Genomic DNA, 23,237 nt, shown 5'->3' with positions numbered 1-23,237 from the left:
TAAAGTTTTATTCATCTATTGTGCCAGTGAGATCCTCACCTGTAAACCACCTCTTGTGTTGGTGATCGGGAAGGCATTACTGATCTTAGGCATATTCCTGTTTTGCTCAAAGTATAGTTTTAAACTGATACGGTTGTTCAGTATATAATCAATAGACGGTGCAATACGTATTATCTTCTGGCCTGCTGTACCAAATGCCTGTTCCTGGTCAAGTTTGCTGTTGGCCGTTGCATTATCACGCAGGCTAAAGTCGAAACGGAAAGTAACATCGTTATCCAGCTTCATTCCTTTTTTGCCGATGGTTACATTCTTCAGGAAAGGAATACCTTTTTTACGCCAATTAAAACCAAAGGTCACTTCGGTGCTGCGGTTCTCCGCTAGCTGGTAATCCAGCAAGCTTAAACTCAGCTGCCTTGTTTTCCTGAATTCAATACGGGTTGATAACTGATTGGTAAAGGTTACGTCCACTTCAATTAACGGGTCAAAACTTTCCTGAATGGTAATATTCGGCACCAGGAAGTAAGGAATATAACTACCTGAAATACTATCACGGAATAAAGGATAACCCACACGGAACGGATCGGTAAACAAGAGGGCTGTGTTAAAGCTGTTCATGCCCAAGGTACTATGGTAACCATGCCTTAACGTAACATTGGTAAATATTTTATCCAGCCCCGGTATACGTGATAAGCCGTTATACGTTAGTGCCCAGTTTGGCTTAGGCATAATTTTACGGAAGGGGTTGGATTGTATATTCGGGTTATTGTTTTTAATTAAACTAATGTTGTTCGGATCTTTTTTGGTGTACGCCGCCAGGAAGGCCGGTATCACCACATCCTGCGCATAACGTCCATAGCCGTCCCAATATCCTTCCGCATCCTGGGTAGCACCTGAAGCATAGGGGTTCAGGCCTTTTAACCTGCCGGATAATACTACCCTGTTCGCTTCAAATTGCTTAAAGGTTTGTGATACTTCGTTGGGATTAAACTTACCGAACAATGTCTGGAACGAAATATAACTCACACTAAAGCTACCCGCCGCATAAGCATTTAAACGGGCCAGGCCGGTCACTCCACCGGAAGTATCTTTATATAATTCGGAGTATTGCTTGCTGAAGGTTTTATCGTAGTTAATATCAATGGTAAGGTCACGGATAGGACTTAACTGGCCGGTAATGGATAACCTTTCGTTGTACCGCTGCTGGATCATACTGGTGAGCATAGCATCGGTTGATAATAATCCCTTGGCGCCAAAATTATTGATCCAGGAAGTGTCCGGCTGGTAACCAAAAATAAATCCAAAACCAGGCTGACCACTTTTGAGGTTGGCACCCAGAACCCTGGTACTATCCATATAACCCGGCAAAGTGGTACCAAATTCCTGTGTATAATCAATGCCCACCCTTTTTACAGCCGTTAACACACCGCCTACCGCTCTTACCACGCCATTCAGTTCCATCGGCTGGTTACGGCGTACTTCCCTTTCCCTTCTTCTTTCTTCACGGGCTGCACGACGGGCCTCTTTTTTCGCCTTGCGGATATATTTCCGGATCTCTTTTTTGCTCATGGTAGCCCGCATGGAGTCGGTAATGACAATGCGTGGCGCTTTCACTTTTGGCGTTGCCGGCTGATCCGGGGCCGCACCATTTTGTCCCCTACTATTCGGGTTACGCGGCTGGGGTTCGGAATTCACAGCGCGTAAGAACCTGTTCTTACTATACAACTGCTCAAAATTCAGCTCGGCATTAAAAGTACGGGTTTGGGTATTGGATAAAGTATTACCCAGTTCACGCGCCAGTAAAGAAGCCGCTAACCAGTTGTAGGAGGTTTTATAGGTAAACCGGCCGGTGGTCCAGTCCAGTAAAGGGAACTTCTCCGTAGGCAAGCGATACCCGATGGTCAGGTCCTGCATGTATTGCGTATTACGGCCGCCTTTGAATAAATTACTTCTTACCGAATCTTTTTTCTCTTTGGTATCAATGCGCCCAAAAGGTTCGTCAATACGGGCATAGTTGGTTGCATTAAAGTTGATATTGATAGATTTGGTCAGGTCCCACTGCAAAATATAGAACCGGTCGAAAGTGAAATACTTGTCATAGGTTTCCGGTATTTTATATTTACCGCCACCAATATTACGCGGCCGGATGGCGCCGAACTGGCGGTACACATCGGCCTTGAACGATAATTGTGAAGGCAGGTAGTTGAAGTTAAATTCTTTAATAAAGGTCAGCCATTTTGAATTGGATTTGATAAGCCGTTTAAACGGCTCTACAAATTTGGGTTGTATCATATAGTTATAACCCAGGGCGGCACGTGTACGCTCCAGCTCCTCATGCTCAATTAAAGGATTATACCTGGTGGTATTGATATAGGAGTAACTCACATCAAAGTTGGATAAGCTCCACAATTGTGGCTTTTTACCCGGCTTCAGCATTTTCTTTACATTGGTAAAGTTTAATGTTTTAATGGTGGTCACATCCTGGGCCTGTGCCTTGATCGAGTCACGGTCGGCGGCACTGGCTGCTCTTAATTTATCGCGGTATTTTATATCCAGGTCAAAAGGATCGTATTCGGGCGTACTTACCATACGGCTATACCCTGCATATACCGGTATTTGTAATAAAGCACTTTTAGGTAATAATTTACCGGCATCAATATTGGCTGCCACATCTATATTATATACATCTTCCCGGCTTCTTTCATTTACCCTTTGCTCAAGCGTACCAAAGCCGGCGCTCCTCGCCGATCCCGATACGGTGATACGGCCCAGGTCGGCCAGGGTTATATCCACACGGCCGGTAGCAGCCCAACCGCCATCTTCATCTAAATTAGAAAAACGCAATTCATTAAACCAAACTTCAGCACAAGCCGTTTCCAGTTGGGTATTTTCAACCGCCATTAACATGGAACGCACTTCGCCCAGGTTGGGATTACCAATGATGGCATAACTGCGACCGGTATTGGCATCTACTTCCTTATAGTATAGGGAAGCATTGGCGCCGCTGCTGTTCCGGCTCATTTTTAATTTGGTCAGTATATTCAGGTCAAAATCCAGGTTGTTCAGTTCCGGCCATATAGCTAAACTATCCGTAGCACCAAACGGTGTTTTCTTCAGCGGAATTTTTACTTCATAGTAGTTACCCTGTAAGTCGCTACCGATCCTGATCACAGCAGACAGGTCATTATCACGCAATACATCCGCACCACCAAAGCCACGGCTTTCGGCATGGATGAACATTCTTAATTTACCATACTGGCGCATGTCCAGGTTCATGTTTTTAAACACACCCCTTGTTTCACCTTTTGGCAGGTCACATAACTGTACACTTAAAGCCTGCTCATTCAGGAACAGCTGTACGTTGTTATTACTGATCTGCTGTTGCCTGTCCACACCCGGAGGCATTACATATTTTATAGGCTGGCGCTGGTCATTCTCCTCCAGGTTAACCGCCAATGTATTGAATTGTGTAGGATCGTTCGTAGGTATATTGGTGTAGTTACCGGTGGTATCAATTTTATATTGATATTGGCGCCATTGGTTACGCACCAGCTCCAGTTTACCAAAACGCAGTACTACCTGCTCATCGTTAAAACCGGTCATGAACATACGGATAAAACGGATGGATTTAAAGTCGGGTATATTACCCACTTTACTTTCATAATCCTTAATAGGTATACGGAATAAATACCATTTAGCCATAGCTGCATTTCCGTTTGCCAGTTGTACCTGCACCTCACGCACATCGGTAATAAAATTAGTACCGGCGGTCATGAAGGGTTTCATATCTATGGCATACTGAAAATACTCTTCCGCTTCGTTTAAGGTATTATCACGGTTCAGTTCTTCCGCATCGGGGTATTGGGTAAAGGCATTTACAAACTGGCTGTTACCATTATTAACCGGTGAGTTACCATGCGGGTTGTTCACGTTCATATAACGTTCCAGGATGCCGGCATTAGTAGCATCATAAGAAGCATCACGGTAAGGTTTAAAGTTATCGTTAGATGGGTCAGCCTGCGCTGCAGCAGCTGCACCAGGAGGCAAACTATTTAAATAAGCGGCAAATTTCACCCGCTCTTCTTCGTCCGATAAGCCGTCAAAACCCACGTCCTGGTGCACCCTGTCCGCCTCATCAATATTAAAGGCATTGGTTATCTGCATAGGGTTGGCAGGCACTTTACCCCATACGGTTGTTTCATCTACTTTAGCACCCGGATTATTAGGTGTAGGCAAACCGTTTTCATACTGGCGTTTACCATCTTTTAATACATCCTCCGAAATATTACCTAAGTTAAAATACAGTTTACCTCCGGGACTGGAAGGATTATTAATAAAAGGATCCTGTACCCAGAATTCGATGTACTCAATATTATTGGTCTCAAAATCTATCTGGTCAATATTCCGCATAATGCCGCCCCAGGCCTGTGTTGGATTGGTAAGCCTGTTATTGGCATCAATACGTCCCGGGCGGGTTTCAAAGTTGTAAGGACCTTTATTACGCGGATAGAAAGCCAGGTCAAAAGTATTTAACAGGCCCTGTCCAAAATCCAGGCTACGGTTAGGGAATATTTCGCGTTGCAATACCTGGCGCACTTCAAATTTTGATAGCTCGTTCAGGTCGCTGCGTAATGGATTATTGGGATTGTTTTTTTCCTGTAATACGGGCTCAATATTATACCAGGCCAGTTTGGCGCGGTTGTAACCGTAAGCCAGGTCATTATTCAAAGTTGCTTCGGGAAACATTTGCGGCGTAGAAGCCAATGTCCAGCTGATGATGGGAAAACGCAGGTCGATATTGGCACGGGTACCTTCAAAGTCATCAATGAACATAACACCGCTGCTGCCTTTACCGATCTGTTTGGCATGACCGGGTTTTAAGTAAGCGGCTTCGGCATAACCTGTAATAGAGGACATGGCCTGGCTACTATAAAAAGGTAACCTGTTCAACCATTTGGTTAAACGGGGAATATCCTTCCGGTAATCCACATCCAAACCAAACATGGTATTTCTTACGGGGTCTTCGCCATAAGCCTGTTTCACAAAAAACGGCCTTTCGCTGAGGCGGGCCATGGTAGCACCGATGGTCAGGTTTTTATTATGCAGGTAATCCAACCGGACACCTAAAAAGTTTTTTTGCTGTAACCCGAACGTGGCCTGGTTCTCATATTGAATATCCACCGGCACACCGGAGTTTAAAATGGATTGATTGATCACCCGCAGGGTTCCCAGGTCATAGTTGATCTCGTAGTCAATATTCTCCTGCAAGATCTGGCCACCGGCTGTTACACTAACCGAGCCTTTGGGAATATTAAACCCTAACTGGTATTCGCCCACACCGCCGCCCATAGAGGAGGTTTTAGAACGTCCTTTGATCTTAAACCTGTTCAGGTTGGCATAGGTTTGTGCAATGGCCTTGATGGTGTCGTACAAAGGATAGTACAAATATTTTTGCTGCATGGCCGGTGAGTTGTACACATACTCCAGGTCGCGGCCAAAAGGTTCCAGTACCGGGAAGATGATGCGGCTCATCTGCGAGATCACCGTATAATTTTCAATATAGTCAAACTTGCCATCCGGCTGCGGGTCGTTCTGGTTATTCAGCCGGTCCAGTCTTAATAAAGAAATAATGGGTTGTCCTTCGTAAGTAGGATCAACATCGGTAGGCGGCAGGTAACGCTTTTCACCTAAGCTGGGTTCTTCGTATAATACATCCAGCGTAAAATCCTGGCGCTCCAGGTTACCATAACCAACTGAATATACGTTCTTCATCATCAGGTCCCAGATGGGGAGATTGGTACGCTGTGATGTGGCTTTCAGCATTTTTAAGAACAGTACTTTCTGTGAAGTAGCGGTGGAATCCGGTGGTACATCCTGCGAAAACTCACCCACCTGCAGGGTTTGACCGTTGTAAGAGTATTGGAAAGCTACACCTAATACTTCATCGGGCTGTAAAGGCTGGTTCAGCGATAAAAAACCTATCTGCGGGTTAAAGTAATAGTCAGTAGGTTGCAGTTTACGGGCAAAGGTTTTTTCAAACTCCTGTACGGCTGTCATACCCAGGCCCGATAAATAGTTCTGTACATTGGAAGAACTCCTGTTAGCGGGGTTCGCGGTAATGGTACTGTATAATGAGTTGGCCTTGTTATAGGGTCTTACATCGGCACTGCCACCCCAGGTTGGATTAAACGGTGCATTTTCACCCAGGTCCATTAAAGCCACCACATCGCGGGTATCGGTAGTAACACCGGTGCGGTTGGTTACCCAAACTTCCATCCGTAAAATAATAGCCGGCGATTTTACAATGGGCAGTTCGCTCATGGCATTATTAAAGTTATTACGGAAGTACTGCGAGAGTAAGAAGTGCCTGTTTTCCTCGTATTCATCGGCACGCAGGGAAAAGTCCATAGAAGCCGCCCCGCCCTGCAGTTGCATGGACTGGCGCTGGGCACGCTGGTTGGCTAATACCCCTGTAACAAATAATTTACCAAACTGTAACTGGGTACGTACACCAAACAGTGAATTCACACTGGGTATCAGGGTACCTTTTGAGTTAAACGCTACATTACCTAACTGGAATTGTTTAACGATCTCATCATCCTTACCCAGGTAGTTCAGATTCAGCTGGTTTTCAAACTCAAAATTGGCAGCGGTATTATAGTTAATGGGTAAACGCAGTTTATCACCGATATTGGCATCTACCTGGAAACGGGCATCCATATCAAAATCGAGACCGCCATTACGCCTTGCCCTTTCCGGCAAAGTGGGGTTATTGATCTTCTGCCCCTGGTAACCTACCAGCATGTCCACATAACCCGAGGGTTTAATATCAATACGGCCTGTACCGATCAAACGGTTGAACCATTCGTTCCGGATATTGAAACGGGGTTTATAACCCCTGCGGTTCATATTGGTGAGTAATTGTGATCTTTTACGAAAGTATTCCCTTTCATCCTCCTCGCCCTGCATACGCAGGAATTCATCCATGCTAAAGGTCATAGGTGAGCGGTAATACCTGTCACCAATTTTTTCAATGATATAGTATTCTTTGGTTACAGGGTCATACTCAATGGTACGTTTTACAAAAGCGGTATCTTTTAAATCAAAGCTGTTGCGGTAGCGGTTGTTATAGGGGTCGCCATAGCGGTCGCGTAAAGGGTAAGGTAAGCTGTCGTTTCCTTTGGGTACGGTATCAGTAATATTTTTATCGGGCAAAAAGCCTGCATACGCAAACTGGCAGGTTAACAATATAAAAATTGTAACCACTGTACGAATTATAGGAGCAGTGTTGAAATTCTGGTTGTTGTCTCTCACAATCTAATTAGTTTCCGGAAAAAAAATCTTCTGGGAGGCAATGCTTTAAAATCAGTTTTCACAATTATGGGCGGCTCTACCTTGTCTCAAAAATATATGCTTCATTTACACCTGCTGCAAACACAAAAGTTTAAACCAGATAAGTGCCGGTATGATGACCGGTGTTACTGCAGTCAAACGGAGCGTCCCCGAGTTCCGCACTGCTCGTCGGGGCAGGGCGCAAATGGAACGACCGATCAGGGTACTGCAGCCGGTAATCAAAAGGCCACTTTTAAAACATTGGTCTCAGAGGATACGTAAAACAGCTTTTATCAGGTCTTCCAGGGGTAAATCCGGTGTTTTTGCCTGCACCTTCTGGAGGGCCTGCTCGGCAGCCGGACGGCCTATACCCAAAGTAACCAAAGCATTTAACGCATCCTGGCGCAAAGTATTGTTTTTCACAGGTAAAATATTTGTTTCCACAGGATGCTTTGCCAGCTTGTCTTTGAGCTCCAAAACCACCCTTTCGGCCGTTTTTTTACCTATGCCTTTTACACTTTCCAGGGTTTTACTATCGCCCGACACAATGGCAGTAATTACCTCGGCCGGTTTCATGTATGACAACATCACGCGGGCAGTAGAGGCCCCGATACCCGAAACACTTACCAGGTGCTGGAACATATCTTTTTCGGCCTGGTCAAAAAAACCGAATAAAATATGGGCATCCTCCCTGATGAGCAGGTGGGTGAGTAACTGACCCGAAGACAGGTCCTGTATCTGTGAGTAAGTGTTTAAACTTATTTGCAGCTCATAACCCACACCGCCCACATCCATAATGACCATGGCGGGGGTTTTAACGGCAAATTGTCCTTTTAAAAACGCTATCATGGCTGCGAAATTAAGGTATAAACCGGCTTGGGACTTAAACTGTTCGGCAGATTAGTGATTTGAGGTGGTGAACGGTGATTTTGGGTAATATTTTGCCCGCAGATTCACGCAGATAAAAATGTACCGCTGATTTGCGCAGACAGAACTTTAATCAGCGAAAATCAGCGGAAGAAATCAGCGTGGATCTGCGGGTAAAAATATATACACTACTGTTACTTATTTAAACATTCACATTTTTTTTAATATCAAACTACTATCTTTAGCGAAGCATTGTAGTTAAACAGCCACCCTTTCCCGGTAAAAGGAAAGGTTCACCAAACCAATTATTATGTTATCATCCGCCATTTCGCCAAGACAACGCACCAGCCGGATATTATTTTTGCTTATCACCGGCGCAACGCTTTTTGCATTCCTCTGCAAATCTGTTGATGTATATAGTTTTGCTCCCATGGGTGCTATCTTTGAACTGTTATGGTTGCCCACCCTGGCTGCTTTATTCATTGTACCATTTATTGCTTTAAAGTTCTGGTTCGATGAAAGGTTTAAACTGCTTTCCTTTAACCTGTTCACTATCCTTATCGCCGCTACAGCCATATTATTTGTGATTTTTAAATAGGCTCCTGCAAAAGTTTCCTGGTTTGTGTAATACTGTTGTAAACGGCATCGGTAAAATAAAATGAAAGTTTTATTAACCGTTATACTTTTTGCTGCATGGCCATTTACTGTCAGCGCCCAGTACCTGGACCGGCAGCAACTGGATGCCCATATTAAAAAAGCGGATACTGCCGGGTTGCAGCAACACGATAACCTTACGTATGTTATCAACGGCATCCCATTTAGCCGGGCTGACAGCCTGCGCCTTGACTCGACACTCCTGTCCTATCCTATTACTCAACTGATCGATCTTGATTTTTTATACTACCGCAACGCCCGTTTTATACATGGCAGTAATAACCCTGTTCTTATCATTCGTTTTGCATACCAACAATCCTTAAAAGAAAAACGCCTGGCATGGAAAAAAGTAAAACCGGCTTTCCGGGATGAGTATGTTTCCTTCTCCCCACATATTTTTACCCATGCCAAAGACCCAGTATTGTATATCAACAATATAAAAATTCATCATGTCGAAGCAAAACAACAATTAAAGGCATTATCGCCCCATAGCATTTATTACATTGAGTTTAACGATCAACCGCAACCGGCAACCATCTATGGCCAGCTTGCAAAAAACGGACTGGTAAGGATCTGGACCATTAAAAACTAACCGTAGTCCGGCGCCTGTAACCTTCTTCAGCAGCAGGTAGTCAAACAACTATCAACAAGCTTTTTTTATATGAACCTCATCACTAAACGCCCTTCCGGCAGCTCTTTTGTGTTATGTTTACTCATTACGGGTATTGTTGTCCTGTACGGACAAGCCGAGCTTAGTTTTATGAAAAGAGTGAATGATCAAAAAGAGTCCGGGAACCGGCAGGATAATCTTATCCAACAGTTAACGGATTCTCTTCATAAAGAGGAGTCCGCTCATTACCGTTACCGGTAATGCAGATAATAAGCCGGGTAAATACCCGTATGATGAAACAGGCCCTGTTAACCAAGGCCCACACTCTTTAAAAAACTTTCCCTGTAAGCATTACCAATGGGCAAGGCCACCTGGTTGATCACAACATGACCTTTTTCAATAAAATCAATTTTACTTTTATTGATGAGGTAGGATTTATGGATCCTGATAAACTGCTCAGCCGGTAAAATGGTTTCCAGGTTACGCATACTGTCCAGCGTTAACAACTTACCGCCGGTTGTGTGAAACCCAATATAATCCCGTAGCGCTTCCAGGTAATAAATATCGGAGAAATTAACCCTTTTATTACGGTAGGTTGTTTTCACAAAAATATGATCGGCGGGTACCACGGCATTCACCGTCTGTGCACCACCCATGCGGCTTTTAATTTTATCCACCGCCAGTAAAAAACGTTCATAACTAACAGGCTTCAGCAGGAAATCGGCAATATCCAGCTCAAAACCATCCACCGCATAATTGGCATAAGCGGTGGTAAAAATCACTTTCACTTTCCTGCCTATCAGCCGGGTGATCTCAATGCCTGTCAGCTCGGGCATTTGTATATCCACAAACAAAAGATCCAATGGATCCTGCGCTACCAGCTGCAGCACTTCTCCTGCCCTGGTAGTACCTGCTACCAGTTGCAAACCCGGTGTTTGCCGGATATAATTGCTGATCAGCTCAACCGATAAAAACTCATCGTCAATTACCGCACAACGTATCAGGGATGCATCAGTCATGTACGAGTTTTAATTTTACGGTAAAATAAATAGGACCATTTATAATTTCCAGCACATGTTTACCCGGAAACAACAATTCCAACCGGCGTTGAACATTCTTCAACCCAATACCACCGGTCGTATCTTTTTTATTATTCGCAATTTTATTATGGCAATAAAAAACAGTCTGTTTATCCCCGTTGGTAATGGCCAGTTCCAGCTTATCACCCGGGCCTGACAGTTCACCGTGTTTAAAAGCATTCTCTACAAAAGGTATCAGCAACAAGGGTGGCAGGTAAGTATCTTCCATATCGCCTTTTTTTGTAAACGTTACGGTGGGCGGCTCGGCATTTTTTAATTGCTGCAGGCTTATATATTTTTCTATATAGGTTACTTCCATCGCTAAAGCAACATCTTTGGTTGAATCATACAACATATACCGCATGATATCTGAAAAGCCGGTGATCGTTTCCAATGCTTTTGGCGACTGCAGGTATACCAGCGAATAAATATTGTTCAGGGTGTTGAACAGGAAATGCGGGTTGATCTGCGATCGCAGGAAAGATAATTCCGACTGGCGGCTTTGCAGCTCCAGCTCTTTCTGCTGCAACTCCTGGAAATAGGCATAACGGATAAAATAAAAACCAATACCATATACCGTATATACTATCATATACAATACATACTGGTTAAAAAAGGTGCGCAGCCTCACCGTATTACGCACCACACCTTCCTCCGCCTGCGCAGCCATTATACCGGCTATTCCATACCGCATCATAAATACCAGGCTTACACCCGCCAGTATACCGGTTATACAGGCCAGCCACTTTTTAGCAGGGTAAAAACGTAACAATACCATATAAGGTACCGCTGCTGTCAAAAAAGAAAAACACAGATCCGGGAAGGTAATATTTTTAAATACACGCAGGGTCAGGCCATCCCTTACCAATACCGGGAAACCAAAAGCTATATGTAACAGCAGGTAATAAACAATAAAACAAAGAGTAAAAAGCAGTAACCTGTTACGCATACGCAAAACTACAATTCCGGCGCAGAATATACAGAGCCGGATTTTTGTTTGCAGACAGATTTTACCCGTTTGCAGAAACAAATTGTAAAAAAATCACTGGCCGGGCAATTTTACAGCCATCAACCACAACACAATCGATATGAAACATTTACTACAAAAAGCAGGCTGGGTACTGTTCATCATAAATATGGCTGTACTATGCCGGTTCATCTTATTTAAAAATGAGCCCGGCACTTTCCGGGTGCAGCACCAGGCCAACAACAAAAGGCAAATGGGTATGAACACCACACCCTTTGCTTCGGTAAAAAAAATATACTACAGCAATAAAAGTGCAACCTATAAATTTAAAAACATTGCCGGCAATGTACTGGGCTTTATGCCACTCGGCTTTTTACTTCCCTTTCTTGTCTTCCGCCGCTGGGGTATTATCCTGTCCATATTTGCAGCAACCTTTTTAAGTATGGGTTTCGAATACATACAGCTATATACCGGCTGCGGCGTTTTTGATGTGGATGATATTATATTAAACGCCCTGGGCGGCATCATAGGCGCCCTGTTCTATGGTATATGCCAACTCGCCCGCTACCTGTTATCCAAAAAACGGGAAATAAACACGGTACATTTTACACAACTGGCAACCCATCAATAATACAAACAGGGGCTGTCAGCTGCAGTAACCTTGCTCAGCTTCGTCCCCGCTTTCCATTCCAAGTCCTCGCCCCTCCTGCGTCGGGCCTGCGGGCTTTCCATTGCAATCGGGCAGCCCTTCGGCAGTAAAACAAGTATAAACAAAATTTGGTTTATATTATAAACCAGTTTACATTTGTTATGCATTAATACCAACAATGAGAATTTTATCCACCTTATTCAGCCTCCTGCTACTTTCTGGCGCTTCCTATGCCCAGGTCAAAATAACGGGCAATGTTACTGCCAAGGGTAAACCCGTTATAGGGGCCAGCCTTACTTTAAAAGACACATACGATGGCGGCATTACCGACTCATCCGGAAAATTCAGCTTCAGTACTACCGAAAAAGGAAATTTTATGCTGGAAGTAAGAAGTGTCGGGTATAAAACCATCGAACAGCCTATTACCCTGGCCGCGGAAAATATCAGCATCAACTTTTCCCTGAAGGAGGAAGTAACGGAACTATCTGCCGTAACCATTACTGCCGGCTCATTTGAAGCCAGCGACCGGAAAAGGGCGGCCACCGTACTCACCAATTTAGATGTGGTAACCGTAGGCGGCGCCAATGCCGATATTACTGCTGCGGCCAAAACCTTACCCGGCGCCCAGCAGGTAGGCGAACAGGAAGGCCTGTTTGTGCGTGGCGGTGCCGGTTACGAAACCAAACAATTTATCGATGGCATGCTGGTGAACAATCCCTTTGGTACCAGCGTACCCGATATTGCATCAAGAGGAAGATTTGCACCCAATTTATTTAAAGGCACCGTATTCAGCACCGGCGGTTATTCTGCTTTATATGGCCAGGCTTTATCCTCTGCGCTTATACTGGAGAGTGTGGACCTGCCCGCCCGCTCAGAAGCCAGCGCTGCCCTATCCACCGTTTTTGTGGGTGGTGGTTTTCAGCAGGTGGATAAAGCAAAAAAATCATCCTTCGGTGTCAATGCCGGTTATACCGATCTCTCGGCATACTTTGCCATCGTAAAACAAAAACCCGATTATTTTAAAAAGCCCCGCTTTTATAATGGCGATGCCAACGCCCGTTTTAAAACAAAAAAAGGCATGGTTAAATACTATACCACTTTCTCGGCCGGTAAAATGGGGTTAAGACGCCCTAATATTGATGACCCCACCATCAAAAATGCTTTTGATGTAGACAATACCAACTGGTACAATAATCTTAGCTGGCGTGAAACACTCAATAACGGCTGGAAAATGCAACTGGGCACCAGCTTCAGTACCAACAGGGATCTGATTAACCTGCAAGTGGTAGATGCAAGTAATAAACCTACCACTACCGGCCACAACTATATTGATACCACCAATTTTGCCCTCAACCGGCTGGAACAATTATCACAGGTAAAGGCGGTATTTGAAAAAAGACTGAGCGGTATTAACATGTTACGCTTTGGTGCCGAACACTGGTATAACTATACACATGTTAAATACAATACTATCGACCGCCTGTTAAAAGATAACCTGAGCAGTGTGTTTGCCGAAACCGATATTCATGCCACCAACGACCTGGCCCTTAAGCTGGGCGCAAGGTTCGAATACTCCTCTATCATACAAAAAGCCAATATCGCACCCCGGGTGTCTATGGCTTATAAAACCGGTAAAGAATCGCAGATGAGCTTTGCCTATGGCATCTTTTATCAAAAGCCTGAAAATGATATACTGCAATGGACCCGCGATATTAATTATACCCGAGCTACCCACTATATCCTTAACTGGCAGCGCATGACAGCCCTGCAGATTTTCCGGGTAGAAGCATTTTACAAAAAATATGATGCATTGGTAAAAACCTTCCCCGTAATTAATACTGACGGCAGAGGATATGCCCAGGGCTTTGAAGTATTCTGGCGTGATAAAAAAACCATTAAGGAACTGGATTACTGGATCAGTTATTCTTACCTTGATACCAAAAGAAATTTTCTATATTACCCGCAAAAATTACAACCCAATTTCGCGGCCGATCATACAGCCAGCCTGGTAACTAAAAAATTTGTGATGAAGTGGAAAACAGGTTTCAACTTTACCTACACTTTTGCCACGGGCAGGCCCTATTACTTTATGCAGAACAACGGCAACCAGTTTGAAATAAAAGATAGTGGTAAAACCATTCCCTACAACAACCTTGGTTTTAGTATGAACTATGTACCCCAGGCAGGCAACCCCAAAGCCAAAACCTTTGTGGTACTGGTAGCCAGCATTACCAACGTGCTTAACTCACGCCAGGTATTTGGCTATAACTATAATCATGATGGCAGTTATAAACAGGCTATCAACCCGCCGGCTCAGCGTTTCTTTTTCATCGGCTGTTTCTTAAGCTGGGGTGTTAACCGTACACAGGATGCCATCAATAACAACTTATAAAATATTATCAACCATAAAACAACAATCATGAAAACGCTTACAAAAATTTTTACCCTTATTTGCTTATCAGCCGCTATAACAGCCGGTGCCCAGAGTGAAAAGTATGTACAAAATATGACTGCGGCTATCCAAAGCCTTAACCAGGGTAAAACGGCAGAAGAAATGACCGCCGTGGCAGCAAAATTTGAACGCATCGGTGATGCTGAAAAAACAGAATGGCTTCCTTATTACTATGCGGGGCTGGCAAAAGCAAGAATGAGCCTTTATGGCCTGGGAGATAAAGACAAACTGGCCGATGAAGCGGGTGTACTGATCTCAAAAGCCGAGGCATTGAGTAAGGACAACAGTGAAATATTATGTGTAAAAAGCCTGATCGCCAGTGCCAAACTGCTGGTTGACCCTATGAGCCGCTGGCAGGAATATGGTGAGATATCTGCCAATCATTTAGCTGCCGCTAAAAAAGCCGATCCCACTAACCCCCGTCCGTATATGCTGGAGGCAAACAGTTTAAAAAACACACCCGAACAATTTGGTGGTGGCTGCAGTGCTGCCAAACCACTTGCCGAAAAAGCAATAACACTATACGAAACATTTAAACCCGCCAGCACCATTGCTCCGGATTGGGGTAAAGAAAGTGCCGCACAGGTAGTAAAAGGCTGTCAATAAAAACAATCCCTATGCAAGATAACAGCAGCTTTTCGCCTCAGGAAAGTATCCGGTTAATTGAAAGCATGATCAAAGAAGCCCGGAATAAATACAGTGAAAACGGCCACCTGTATTTATTCTGGGGCTGGGTCATTCTTTTGTGTAGCCTGGGAAATTTTATACTGGCTTACTTTCAATTGTATGATAAACCATATATCGTGTGGTGGCTCACAGCTGCAGCCGGTATTTACCAGGCTGTGTATGTTACAAAACATAAAATGAACCGGGCTGCCAGGTCCTATACCGATATTTTATATGGTTATATATGGCTCACCGTTGGTATTTTATTATTACTGGCCATTACCATGATCGCTTTTAAAGGCAACTGGGATTTTCTTTATCCCCAGTTACTGGCCTTATACGGCATGCCCGTTTTTTTAAGCGGTATTATACTAAAATTTAATCCCTTAAAAGCAGGTGCTATTGCCTGCTGGATGCTGGCAATCACGGCCAGCATCATTCATGTAGAATATCATTTATTATTGCTGGTATTGGCCATTATTATTGCATGGTTAATTCCCGGGTATATGTTACAGGCAAAATATAAAAAAGAAAACAAATGAAACCAGAGCAAGGAATGACAGAACAGGAAAGCTTTTCCATCATTCAAAAAATGATCAGTGCTGCCAAACAGGAGCAGAAGGATAATGGTATGGGCTGGATCATATGGGGCTGGATGCTTTTTACGGTAAGTATTCTCACCCTGTTTAACCTGGAGTATAAATGGTTCGAGACATTTGTTTTCTGGAATATATTTGGCATATGCTCCATACTGCTGCTGGTAGGCAGCGTCATCAGGAAATATTATGGCAAAAAAAAGAACGAGGTTCAAACTTATTATAACGATCTTTTTAAACTGTTAAATATTGGCTTTTTTATATGTCTATCCTTTATTATCATTGCCATCAATAAAGGTATAGGCATTATATATGGTTATGCCTTACTGGTAAACTTATATGCTTTCTGGATGTTAATTTATGGGGCCGCAGGTAATTTTAAACCATCGATCATTGCAGCATTTTTAACCTGGATACTGGCTTTTGCCAATTTATTTGTCCACAGTTTTGATATGGTGATGTATATACAGGCAGCGGCCGCATTGATAGGTTATATTATTCCCGGCCATTTAGCAAACAGAGCATACAAACAGCAGCAATAGTGTTTAAAGATCTTGATCCCATATTACATTCCCAGCTTCGCCTTGCCGTGATGAGCCTGCTGATAGGTTTAAAGGAGGCGGAGTTTACCTATATCAAAGAAAAAACAAATGCTACTGCAGGCAACCTGAGTGTACAGATACAAAAGTTAAAAGATGCCGGTTATATTACTGTAGAAAAACAGTTCAAAGACAATTACCCCCTCACCACCTGCAAAATCACACCCGAAGGCATCAAGGCTTTTGAAACCTATGTAAAGGCCTTGCAGCAGTACCTGCATGTAAAGTAAGTAAGCGGGATTTTAATAATACCAGGCTTAACGATTTTGGAACCACAGAAGTACAGGAGTTAAATCACAGAGTGAAGCCTTACATCACTTTAGGTTACACCTTAAGGCAAAAGGCTACAGTGCTTTTTTTACATTGAAAGAACACGTCACAATATCGCAGTATTTATTGCCGCACGGTATTCACGATTATACTATCGGGGTGACAACCCACTACCTCAATACTACTACTGCCGGGCATCACCGGGCTTACATAAGGAATACCCAGGTTTAGTCCGCGTAAGATCAGCACACAAGCTACCAGGCCGGCAAAATAAGGCACCATTCGCCTGATCCTGGAACGGAAGGCAACCGATATAAAAGTACCGGCCACCATCAACACCACCATTAAAGGAATAGTACCCAACCCAAAGCCCAGCATCACCATACTGCCGTTTACAGCAGTACCTGTTGTAATAGCCGAAGCAATGGCCAGGTACACCAGTCCGCAAGGCAATAAACCATTTATTACACCGGTTAAAAAAAATATACCAATGCGTTGTGGTTTTCTTAAAAGAACGAACAAAACATTTTTTATCCACCGGTGAAAAGCCGCAATAACAGGAATATTCGTACGCAGTTTATGGCCAAATACCAGTACAATTAACAACAACAAACCCGTAGCAACAGATAATGCCTGCTGGTAACCTACCAGGGCAAAGGACTTACCAATAATACCAAACAATATACCCAGGCAAAAATAAGTGGCCACACGTCCCAGGTTATAGGCCATAATAGCCGCCACCTGTTTCCAGGCCTGCTCTTCTTTGTTTACAGGAAGCGAGAGGGCCAGGGGGCCGCACATACCTATACAGTGAAAACTGCCGATAATGCCAATGGTCAATCCTGTTAAAAAAAATGCCTGCATAAAAATATTTTAGCGGTCAGCCCTTTAGTGGAAGAAAATAGTACGCTCATCATAATAAGCGCTGTCATTGTTCACCCATTTTGCCCGCAATTTGTAATACCCTTTTTCAAAAGCTGTCCTGGGCAGGTATTGCAGGCCCTGCAGGTTCACCCGCACCGGGAAACTGGTATCTTTTGACTTATCGGCATTACGTAAAAACTCCAGTGAGCCTTCAGTAATATTGCCGGTTGCTGTAACGGGGATATATACCAATACAAGTCCCCCGGAATCTTTTACGGTAACCGAATCTCCCACCGCCAGCAGGTTTTGCCGCGCATCAATCACACCCTGGTATTTCAGTTCCTTTTCATAATAGTTCGCATCTACCATATCAATGGTTTGTTTAGAGGCAAGAAAAACCATTGCCCCAATACCAATAACAAATAAACTTAACACCAATATGATCCTGTATTTCCAGCTCATGATAACCGATTTTTAGAAGATGATCAGATAAACGGTCCTAAAAATTTAGATTTAACCGTTTGTATTTTTTTCCCGTTGCTATACACCCCTACATGAATAACGGTACTTCTTTCTTTAATAGCGCTGCGTGGTATATCTATGAAAAAAGAAGCATCACTCATGGATTCAGCTTCCAGCACCATGTTATGTGCCTTGATCATCCGTACCTGCCCTGGTATACCCTCCAGTTTTAACAGGAAGGGTATGCTGTCACGGGTTTTATTAATGAACTTGGCTTCAAATAAATTGCTTAAACTATCAGTGCCTATCTCCTGGTATAATTGTCCCTTCACCCTTGACATAGAAATATCAATACTTTCCCGGGTAACTATAAGAAAACTCATCAATACCGTTAACATAGCCAGGATAGCCGTATAAGCTTTCATCCTGCTATTGAACCTGAATTTTCTTTTCTCAGCAATTTCATTTTCCGATGCCAGCCTGATCAGGTTCAAGGGTCTTTTTATCTTCTCCATCACCCCGTTACAGGCATCAATGCAGGCGGTACAACCCACACATTCCATCTGTACACCATTCCGTATATCAATACCGGTAGGGCAAACCTGTACACATAATTTACAGTCGATACAATCACCCAGCTGCTGTTCTTTATTCTTCACCATTTTACCTCTTGGCTCACCGCGACCATAATCGTAGGAAACCTGCATGGTATCTTTATCAAACAACACCCCCTGTAAACGGCCATAAGGGCAAATAGTGGTACACACAATATCTCTTACAAAAGCAAATACCAGGTAAAACAGTCCGGTAAAAAATAATAGGCCAAAGAACATGGGCAGGTGATCGGCCAGCGGTTCCCGGATAATTTTAACCACTTCGTCCACACCTACGATATACGATAAAAAAGTGTGTGATATCAGGAAGGATATCAAAAAGTAGATCGTATGTTTTAGTGTCTTTTTTAAGATCTTATCTGTATTCCAGGGACCATTATTGAGCTTTTTCTGTTTAGCCGGGTTGCCTTCAATAGCCCATTCAACAGGACGGAATAAAAATTCCAGGAACACGGTTTGCGGGCATACCCAGCCACAAAAAACACGGCCATAGATCACCGTAAACAGGGCAATAAAAATGATCAGTGCCACCATGCCCACGGCAAAAATGAAAAAGTCGTTAGGCCAGAATATTTTACTGAATAATATAAACCTGCCTTCGGTGAAGTTGAACATCACCAAAGGCATTTTGTTTACTTTAATCAGCGGCAGTGCAAAAAACAACAGAAAGTAAAACCAGGAAAGGTATTGGCGGTATTGATATAACCGGCCTTTGGGTTTTAAAGCATATACCCAGTTACGTTTCCCTTTTTCCGAAGTATTACTATGACGGTCCCTGAAGCTGTCACCCACTTTATCCGGACCAACGGTATCCTGTATTACCAATTCGCTCATGATCTTTTATTTTTTCAACACGGCCACTGCAGGTTGGGCAGCAGTACTATCTGCCGGTGCTGCAGCAGGCGCTTCCTCTTTATATAATTCGCCTTGTGGCTCTTTCGCACCAGCGGGTTTAGTACCACCTAAACTTTTAATATAACTACTGATCTGTGCTATTTCAGTGGCCGAGAATACCCCTTTCCAGCTCATCATCCCTTTTTCAACAGCACCGAATTTGATCACTTTAAAAACATCGTTGATGCGGCCACCGTGCAACCAGTATTCATCGGTAAGATTGGGGCCTACTTTACCCTGGCCTTCATGACCATGACAAACCGCACAGTTATTAGCGTATAATACTTTTCCGGTTTCAATATCAGCGCCCGATAACATAACCACGGTATTTTCATCCACCAGGTCTTTCTGGTTCTTCATGTGCTCTGCGATCCTGATCTTGGCCTGCGCCACTTCTATTTCATATTCCTGTATCTGGTTAGGCGCCGATTCTGCCACATGGTAACGCCACAGATAGCCGATACCAAAAACAATAGAGGCAAGAAAAGCGATGGTAAACCAGGGTGGTGTTACGTTATCCAGTTCGCGGATACCATCATAACTATGGCCCACATCCAGCGAAGCTTCCTCTTCTATAGGTTTAAGTTTATTAGCTCTTACCCATATTTTCTTAAAGTCAATATTGAATAATCCTTTTTTACCCTTACTGCGGCGCAACTCATCAATACCGGTAAAAAAACTGATCCATTTTACAAAAAACAGGATGGTGAGTACTTCCAGCGCAATAATGAATAACATGATATTCCTCATGATGGTACTTTCGCTCAGGTCTATCTTAGCCGACATCACTACTTTCGTTTCCTCCTGGGCCATTCCCTGTAAAGAGAGCATGCACAGTACCAGTATCATTAATAAAGTCTTGGCCCCGGTATTCTCCTTTTCTTTTTCAGCCGCTTTCCTTTTCCGGTAAATATCCATGGACGAACGCACCGTAAAACCCAATACTGCGATCAGGATAAACAACAGGAAAATAACAAATACCAGCACCGTGTTTACATTCAATTGAAAGCCGGTATCAGGCTGTGCTGTACCGTCAGCAAAGGCATTGCCTGCAGCCAGTAACAACAGTAAAACAACAGCAGCCGGTTTAAGAAAAAAGGAAGCAAATTTTTTCATCTTTTTATTGCTTTTATAATTTGATGGTGTGGCAAAGAGTTCATCACCCCTTGCCTGTCAGTTAGTGATAGTTGATCAGTCTAAAGGCAGGTTTTCCATTTCTTTAATCGTCCTGTCACTGGCTTTAAAGGCATAGATCACTACCAGTATAAACACGGTAGTAAACAACAGCAGCGATATCATGGGATAAACACTTACACCGGTTATTCTTTCTAGGTAATTAATGAACTTCATTACTAATATTTTTTGTACTAAGGGTTATTTCTTTTCTGCTTTAATGTCTTTACCCATTCTTTGCAGGTAGGCAATCAGGGCAATGATCTCCTTATCACTGCTGATCTCAATTTTTTCCTTTTTCAGGTTTGCCACAATACCTTCAGCCTGGGCTTTCAGGTCATCATTTGCTCTTGCTTCGTACCCTTCTTCGTAAGGAACACCCAGCTTACGCATGGCATGTATTTTAGAGTTGGTAGTGCTTATATCCAGTGTTTTCCTGAACAACCACGGGTATGGCGGCATTACCGATCCTTCAGCCATGGAAGTAGGATCCAGCATGTGATTAAAATGCCAGCTATCGGGGTACTTGCCACCAATACGGGCCAGGTCGGGGCCGGTACGTTTACTTCCCCATTGGAACGGGTGATCATATACAAACTCACCGGCTTTGGAGTATTCACCATAACGTTCTACTTCGTAACGGAAAGGCCTGATCATTTGTGAGTGGCAGTTATAACAGCCTTCTTTGATGTAAATATCACGTCCCTGTAACTCCAGCGGTGTATAGGGTTTCACACTCGCAATGGTGGGCACATTTTCTTTTACCAGGAAAGTGGGGATCATTTCAACCAGTCCGCCTATCGCTACTACAACCAGGCTAAGGCTTAATAACAATAATGGTTTTCTTTCGATGAAGGAATGCCAGAAAGCTTTTTTAGGCGCTACATAATTTTTAGCCAGGGTCGGTGCTTCGGCTTCATTGGAAGCCACAAAGCTTCCCTGTCTGGCAGTTTTGTATAAGTTATAGATCATGATGATCACGCCCACAAAGAACAGGGTACCACCTATACCACGGAGCACATAGAACGGAACAATTTCCTGTACCACGTTCATGAACTGGTATTGCAGTTGTCCTTCGGGAGTAAAGGAACTCATCATAAAATAAGAACGGAAAGCCGACCAGTACATAGGTACCGCATATAACACAATACCTAAAGTGCCAATAAGGAAATGGGTGCCGGCCAGTTTAGTAGAATACAATTTGGTACCATAGAACCGCGGGAATAACCAGTATAACATACCAAAGGTTAAAAAGCCGTTCCAACCCAACGCTCCTACGTGTACGTGGGCAACGGTCCAGTCGCTATAATGCGAAATAGCATTTACATTTTTCAGGGAAAGCATGGGCCCCTCAAAAGTGGCCATACCATAACAGATAACGGCTACTACAAAAAATTTCAGTACAGGATCTTCACGCACTTTATCCCAGGCTCCACGCAGGGTAAATAATCCATTCATCATACCACCCCAGCTGGGCAGTAACAACATTACTGATAAGGCCACGCCTAAAGACTGTGCCCATTCCGGTAAGGCAGTGTACAATAAGTGGTGAGGACCAGCCCAGATATAAATAAATATTAAACTCCAGAAGTGCACAATACTTAAACGGTACGAGTAAATAGGCCGGTTGGCCGCCTTAGGCAGGAAATAATACATTAAACCCAGGTAAGGAGTGGTTAAAAAGAAAGCCACCGCATTATGCCCGTACCACCATTGTACCAGCGCATCCTGCACCCCTGCATACCAGGAGTAACTTTTCATAAATGAGATGGGTAATGCAAAGGAATTAACGATATGCAGCATGGCAACCGTAACCCAGGAGCCGATAAAGAACCAGATGGCCACATATAAATGCCTTTCACGCCTGGTAAGTATGGTACCGAACATGTTCACACCAAACGCTACCCATATTAAAGTAATGGCAATATCAATAGGCCATTCCAGCTCGGCATATTCTTTACCACTGGTAAAGCCTGCCAGTAAGGTAACAGCCGCCGATACAATGATCAGTTGCCAGCCCCAGAAATGTATCTTGCCCAGCAAAGGACTCCACATCGGGGTTTTTAATAAGCGGGGTAAGGAATAGTAAACGGCGGTGAAAATACCATTACCCACAAAGGCAAAGATCACGGCATTGGTATGCAGTGGTCTTGTTCTTCCGAATGTGGTAAACTCCGAACTGAAATTCAATGCCGGGAAGGCCAGCTGAAAGGCCGCCAGTACCCCTACTAACATACCTACTGCCCCCCAGACAATGGTGGCAATAGCAAACAACTTAGGCAACTTGTTGTCGTAAGAAAACTTCTGTAATTCCATACCTTACTTTATTTTTTACTGGTTTTGGTGCTTGTTTCGTTCTCAAATAATATCCTGTTGGCGGGGGAGTAATCATCTTCATACTGTCCGTCTTTTACACTCCAGATAAGCCCGCCCAGGAAGAAGATGGCGATCAAAAGGCTTACTAATGCAGTAATAATTATTATGCTCATAAC

At 43.7% G+C, this 23,237-nt stretch carries 20 protein-coding genes; 9 read left to right on the top strand and 11 right to left on the bottom strand.

Features of this window, described 5'->3' with window-relative positions:
• Window positions 1–15: 15 nt before the first annotated feature.
• Both sov and ruvA read right to left on the bottom strand, forming a co-directional pair.
• The gene (sov, locus tag ACFS6H_RS11375; RefSeq protein WP_386098423.1) at window positions 16–7,263 is read right to left on the bottom strand and encodes a T9SS outer membrane translocon Sov/SprA; all 7,248 of its coding nucleotides are present in this window, start codon (window positions 7,261–7,263) and stop codon (window positions 16–18) included.
• 333 nt (window positions 7,264–7,596) lie between these two features.
• Window positions 7,597–8,178 carry a Holliday junction branch migration protein RuvA gene (ruvA, locus tag ACFS6H_RS11370; RefSeq protein ID WP_386098421.1) on the bottom strand — a complete coding sequence of 194 codons (582 nt, stop codon included), beginning with the start codon at window positions 8,176–8,178 and terminating at the stop codon, window positions 7,597–7,599.
• A gap of 328 nt (window positions 8,179–8,506) precedes the next feature.
• On the opposite strand from ruvA, the gene ACFS6H_RS11365 reads away from it, so the two are divergent.
• From ACFS6H_RS11365 to ACFS6H_RS11355, 3 genes are all read left to right on the top strand, one after another.
• Window positions 8,507–8,794: a hypothetical protein gene (locus ACFS6H_RS11365; RefSeq protein ID WP_386098419.1), complete on the top strand. Its 288-nt coding sequence runs from the start codon at window positions 8,507–8,509 to the stop codon at window positions 8,792–8,794.
• A gap of 60 nt (window positions 8,795–8,854) precedes the next feature.
• On the top strand, window positions 8,855–9,442 hold the full coding sequence (locus ACFS6H_RS11360) for a hypothetical protein (RefSeq protein WP_386098417.1): 588 nt from the start codon (window positions 8,855–8,857) through the stop codon (window positions 9,440–9,442).
• A 69-nt stretch (window positions 9,443–9,511) separates the two neighbouring features.
• Window positions 9,512–9,721, top strand: coding sequence for a hypothetical protein (locus ACFS6H_RS11355; protein ID WP_386098415.1), 210 nt, complete (start codon window positions 9,512–9,514; stop codon window positions 9,719–9,721).
• 47 nt (window positions 9,722–9,768) lie between these two features.
• Here ACFS6H_RS11355 and ACFS6H_RS11350 read toward each other — a convergent pair whose 3' ends face one another.
• A complete protein-coding gene (locus ACFS6H_RS11350; protein WP_386098413.1) occupies window positions 9,769–10,479 on the bottom strand; it encodes a LytR/AlgR family response regulator transcription factor in 711 nt (236 codons plus the stop codon).
• Complete coding sequence (locus tag ACFS6H_RS11345; RefSeq protein ID WP_386098411.1) at window positions 10,472–11,488, bottom strand: sensor histidine kinase; 1,017 nt, start codon at window positions 11,486–11,488, stop codon at window positions 10,472–10,474. Before ACFS6H_RS11345 ends, ACFS6H_RS11350 begins: the two co-directional genes overlap by 8 nt.
• A gap of 139 nt (window positions 11,489–11,627) precedes the next feature.
• Between ACFS6H_RS11345 and ACFS6H_RS11340 the strand changes: the two genes are divergently transcribed.
• The 6 genes from ACFS6H_RS11340 to ACFS6H_RS11315 all read left to right on the top strand — a co-directional run bounded on the left by ACFS6H_RS11340 (window position 11,628) and on the right by ACFS6H_RS11315 (window position 16,698).
• Window positions 11,628–12,137: a VanZ family protein gene (locus ACFS6H_RS11340; RefSeq protein WP_386098409.1), complete on the top strand. Its 510-nt coding sequence runs from the start codon at window positions 11,628–11,630 to the stop codon at window positions 12,135–12,137.
• Between the two features lie 196 nt (window positions 12,138–12,333).
• Entirely contained in the window at window positions 12,334–14,547 is a 2,214-nt protein-coding gene (locus ACFS6H_RS11335) for a TonB-dependent receptor (protein ID WP_386098407.1), read from the top strand.
• A 27-nt stretch (window positions 14,548–14,574) separates the two neighbouring features.
• Window positions 14,575–15,213, top strand: coding sequence for a hypothetical protein (locus ACFS6H_RS11330; RefSeq protein ID WP_386098405.1), 639 nt, complete (start codon window positions 14,575–14,577; stop codon window positions 15,211–15,213).
• A gap of 11 nt (window positions 15,214–15,224) precedes the next feature.
• Window positions 15,225–15,815, top strand: a complete 591-nt coding sequence (locus ACFS6H_RS11325) for a hypothetical protein (protein WP_386098403.1) — start codon at window positions 15,225–15,227, stop codon at window positions 15,813–15,815.
• Entirely contained in the window at window positions 15,812–16,411 is a 600-nt protein-coding gene (locus ACFS6H_RS11320; protein ID WP_386098401.1) for a hypothetical protein, read from the top strand. Before ACFS6H_RS11325 ends, ACFS6H_RS11320 begins: the two co-directional genes overlap by 4 nt.
• Window positions 16,411–16,698, top strand: coding sequence for a winged helix-turn-helix domain-containing protein (locus tag ACFS6H_RS11315; protein WP_386098399.1), 288 nt, complete (start codon window positions 16,411–16,413; stop codon window positions 16,696–16,698). Before ACFS6H_RS11320 ends, ACFS6H_RS11315 begins: the two co-directional genes overlap by 1 nt.
• Window positions 16,699–16,861: 163 nt before the next feature.
• On the opposite strand, the gene ACFS6H_RS11310 is transcribed toward ACFS6H_RS11315, so the two are convergent.
• The 7 genes from ACFS6H_RS11310 to ccoS all read right to left on the bottom strand — a co-directional run bounded on the left by ACFS6H_RS11310 (window position 16,862) and on the right by ccoS (window position 23,234).
• Window positions 16,862–17,602, bottom strand: coding sequence for a sulfite exporter TauE/SafE family protein (locus tag ACFS6H_RS11310; RefSeq protein ID WP_386098397.1), 741 nt, complete (start codon window positions 17,600–17,602; stop codon window positions 16,862–16,864).
• Between the two features lie 24 nt (window positions 17,603–17,626).
• Window positions 17,627–18,064, bottom strand: a complete 438-nt coding sequence (locus ACFS6H_RS11305; protein WP_386098395.1) for a FixH family protein — start codon at window positions 18,062–18,064, stop codon at window positions 17,627–17,629.
• A gap of 23 nt (window positions 18,065–18,087) precedes the next feature.
• Window positions 18,088–19,512, bottom strand: coding sequence for a cytochrome c oxidase accessory protein CcoG (ccoG, locus tag ACFS6H_RS11300; protein ID WP_386098393.1), 1,425 nt, complete (start codon window positions 19,510–19,512; stop codon window positions 18,088–18,090).
• Between the two features lie 6 nt (window positions 19,513–19,518).
• Window positions 19,519–20,688, bottom strand: coding sequence for a cbb3-type cytochrome c oxidase N-terminal domain-containing protein (locus ACFS6H_RS11295; protein ID WP_386098391.1), 1,170 nt, complete (start codon window positions 20,686–20,688; stop codon window positions 19,519–19,521).
• 75 nt (window positions 20,689–20,763) lie between these two features.
• On the bottom strand, window positions 20,764–20,922 hold the full coding sequence (locus ACFS6H_RS11290) for a CcoQ/FixQ family Cbb3-type cytochrome c oxidase assembly chaperone (RefSeq protein ID WP_386098389.1): 159 nt from the start codon (window positions 20,920–20,922) through the stop codon (window positions 20,764–20,766).
• Between the two features lie 24 nt (window positions 20,923–20,946).
• Entirely contained in the window at window positions 20,947–23,061 is a 2,115-nt protein-coding gene (gene ccoN / locus ACFS6H_RS11285; protein WP_386098387.1) for a cytochrome-c oxidase, cbb3-type subunit I, read from the bottom strand.
• Between the two features lie 8 nt (window positions 23,062–23,069).
• Window positions 23,070–23,234, bottom strand: a complete 165-nt coding sequence (gene ccoS, locus ACFS6H_RS11280; protein WP_386098385.1) for a cbb3-type cytochrome oxidase assembly protein CcoS — start codon at window positions 23,232–23,234, stop codon at window positions 23,070–23,072.
• Window positions 23,235–23,237: the final 3 nt, after the last annotated feature.

It is taken from the genome of Terrimonas rubra, from assembly GCF_042686025.1.
GTDB lineage: Bacteria > Bacteroidota > Bacteroidia > Chitinophagales > Chitinophagaceae > Terrimonas > Terrimonas rubra.
The sequence above is the reverse complement of the archived record's forward strand: the minus strand, read 5'-3'. Positions and strand labels throughout refer to the sequence as shown.

Excerpts from the sequence above, each read along its gene's own strand:
- ACFS6H_RS11325 (WP_386098403.1), top strand. The coding sequence starts at position 15,225 with ATGCAAGATAACAGCAGCTTTTCGCCTCAGGAAAGTATCCGGTTAATT.
- ACFS6H_RS11305 (WP_386098395.1), bottom strand. The coding sequence starts at position 18,064 with ATGAGCTGGAAATACAGGATCATATTGGTGTTAAGTTTATTTGTTATT.
- ACFS6H_RS11355 (WP_386098415.1), top strand. The coding sequence starts at position 9,512 with ATGAACCTCATCACTAAACGCCCTTCCGGCAGCTCTTTTGTGTTATGT.
- ACFS6H_RS11310 (WP_386098397.1), bottom strand. The coding sequence starts at position 17,602 with ATGCAGGCATTTTTTTTAACAGGATTGACCATTGGCATTATCGGCAGT.
- ACFS6H_RS11330 (WP_386098405.1), top strand. The coding sequence starts at position 14,575 with ATGAAAACGCTTACAAAAATTTTTACCCTTATTTGCTTATCAGCCGCT.
- ACFS6H_RS11340 (WP_386098409.1), top strand. The coding sequence starts at position 11,628 with ATGAAACATTTACTACAAAAAGCAGGCTGGGTACTGTTCATCATAAAT.
- ACFS6H_RS11350 (WP_386098413.1), bottom strand. The coding sequence starts at position 10,479 with ATGACTGATGCATCCCTGATACGTTGTGCGGTAATTGACGATGAGTTT.
- ACFS6H_RS11365 (WP_386098419.1), top strand. The coding sequence starts at position 8,507 with ATGTTATCATCCGCCATTTCGCCAAGACAACGCACCAGCCGGATATTA.
- ACFS6H_RS11290 (WP_386098389.1), bottom strand. The coding sequence starts at position 20,922 with ATGAAGTTCATTAATTACCTAGAAAGAATAACCGGTGTAAGTGTTTAT.
- ccoG (WP_386098393.1), bottom strand. The coding sequence starts at position 19,512 with ATGAGCGAATTGGTAATACAGGATACCGTTGGTCCGGATAAAGTGGGT.
- ACFS6H_RS11360 (WP_386098417.1), top strand. The coding sequence starts at position 8,855 with ATGAAAGTTTTATTAACCGTTATACTTTTTGCTGCATGGCCATTTACT.
- ccoS (WP_386098385.1), bottom strand. The coding sequence starts at position 23,234 with ATGAGCATAATAATTATTACTGCATTAGTAAGCCTTTTGATCGCCATC.
- ACFS6H_RS11335 (WP_386098407.1), top strand. The coding sequence starts at position 12,334 with ATGAGAATTTTATCCACCTTATTCAGCCTCCTGCTACTTTCTGGCGCT.
- ACFS6H_RS11345 (WP_386098411.1), bottom strand. The coding sequence starts at position 11,488 with ATGCGTAACAGGTTACTGCTTTTTACTCTTTGTTTTATTGTTTATTAC.
- ccoN (WP_386098387.1), bottom strand. The coding sequence starts at position 23,061 with ATGGAATTACAGAAGTTTTCTTACGACAACAAGTTGCCTAAGTTGTTT.
- ruvA (WP_386098421.1), bottom strand. The coding sequence starts at position 8,178 with ATGATAGCGTTTTTAAAAGGACAATTTGCCGTTAAAACCCCCGCCATG.
- ACFS6H_RS11295 (WP_386098391.1), bottom strand. The coding sequence starts at position 20,688 with ATGAAAAAATTTGCTTCCTTTTTTCTTAAACCGGCTGCTGTTGTTTTA.
- ACFS6H_RS11320 (WP_386098401.1), top strand. The coding sequence starts at position 15,812 with ATGAAACCAGAGCAAGGAATGACAGAACAGGAAAGCTTTTCCATCATT.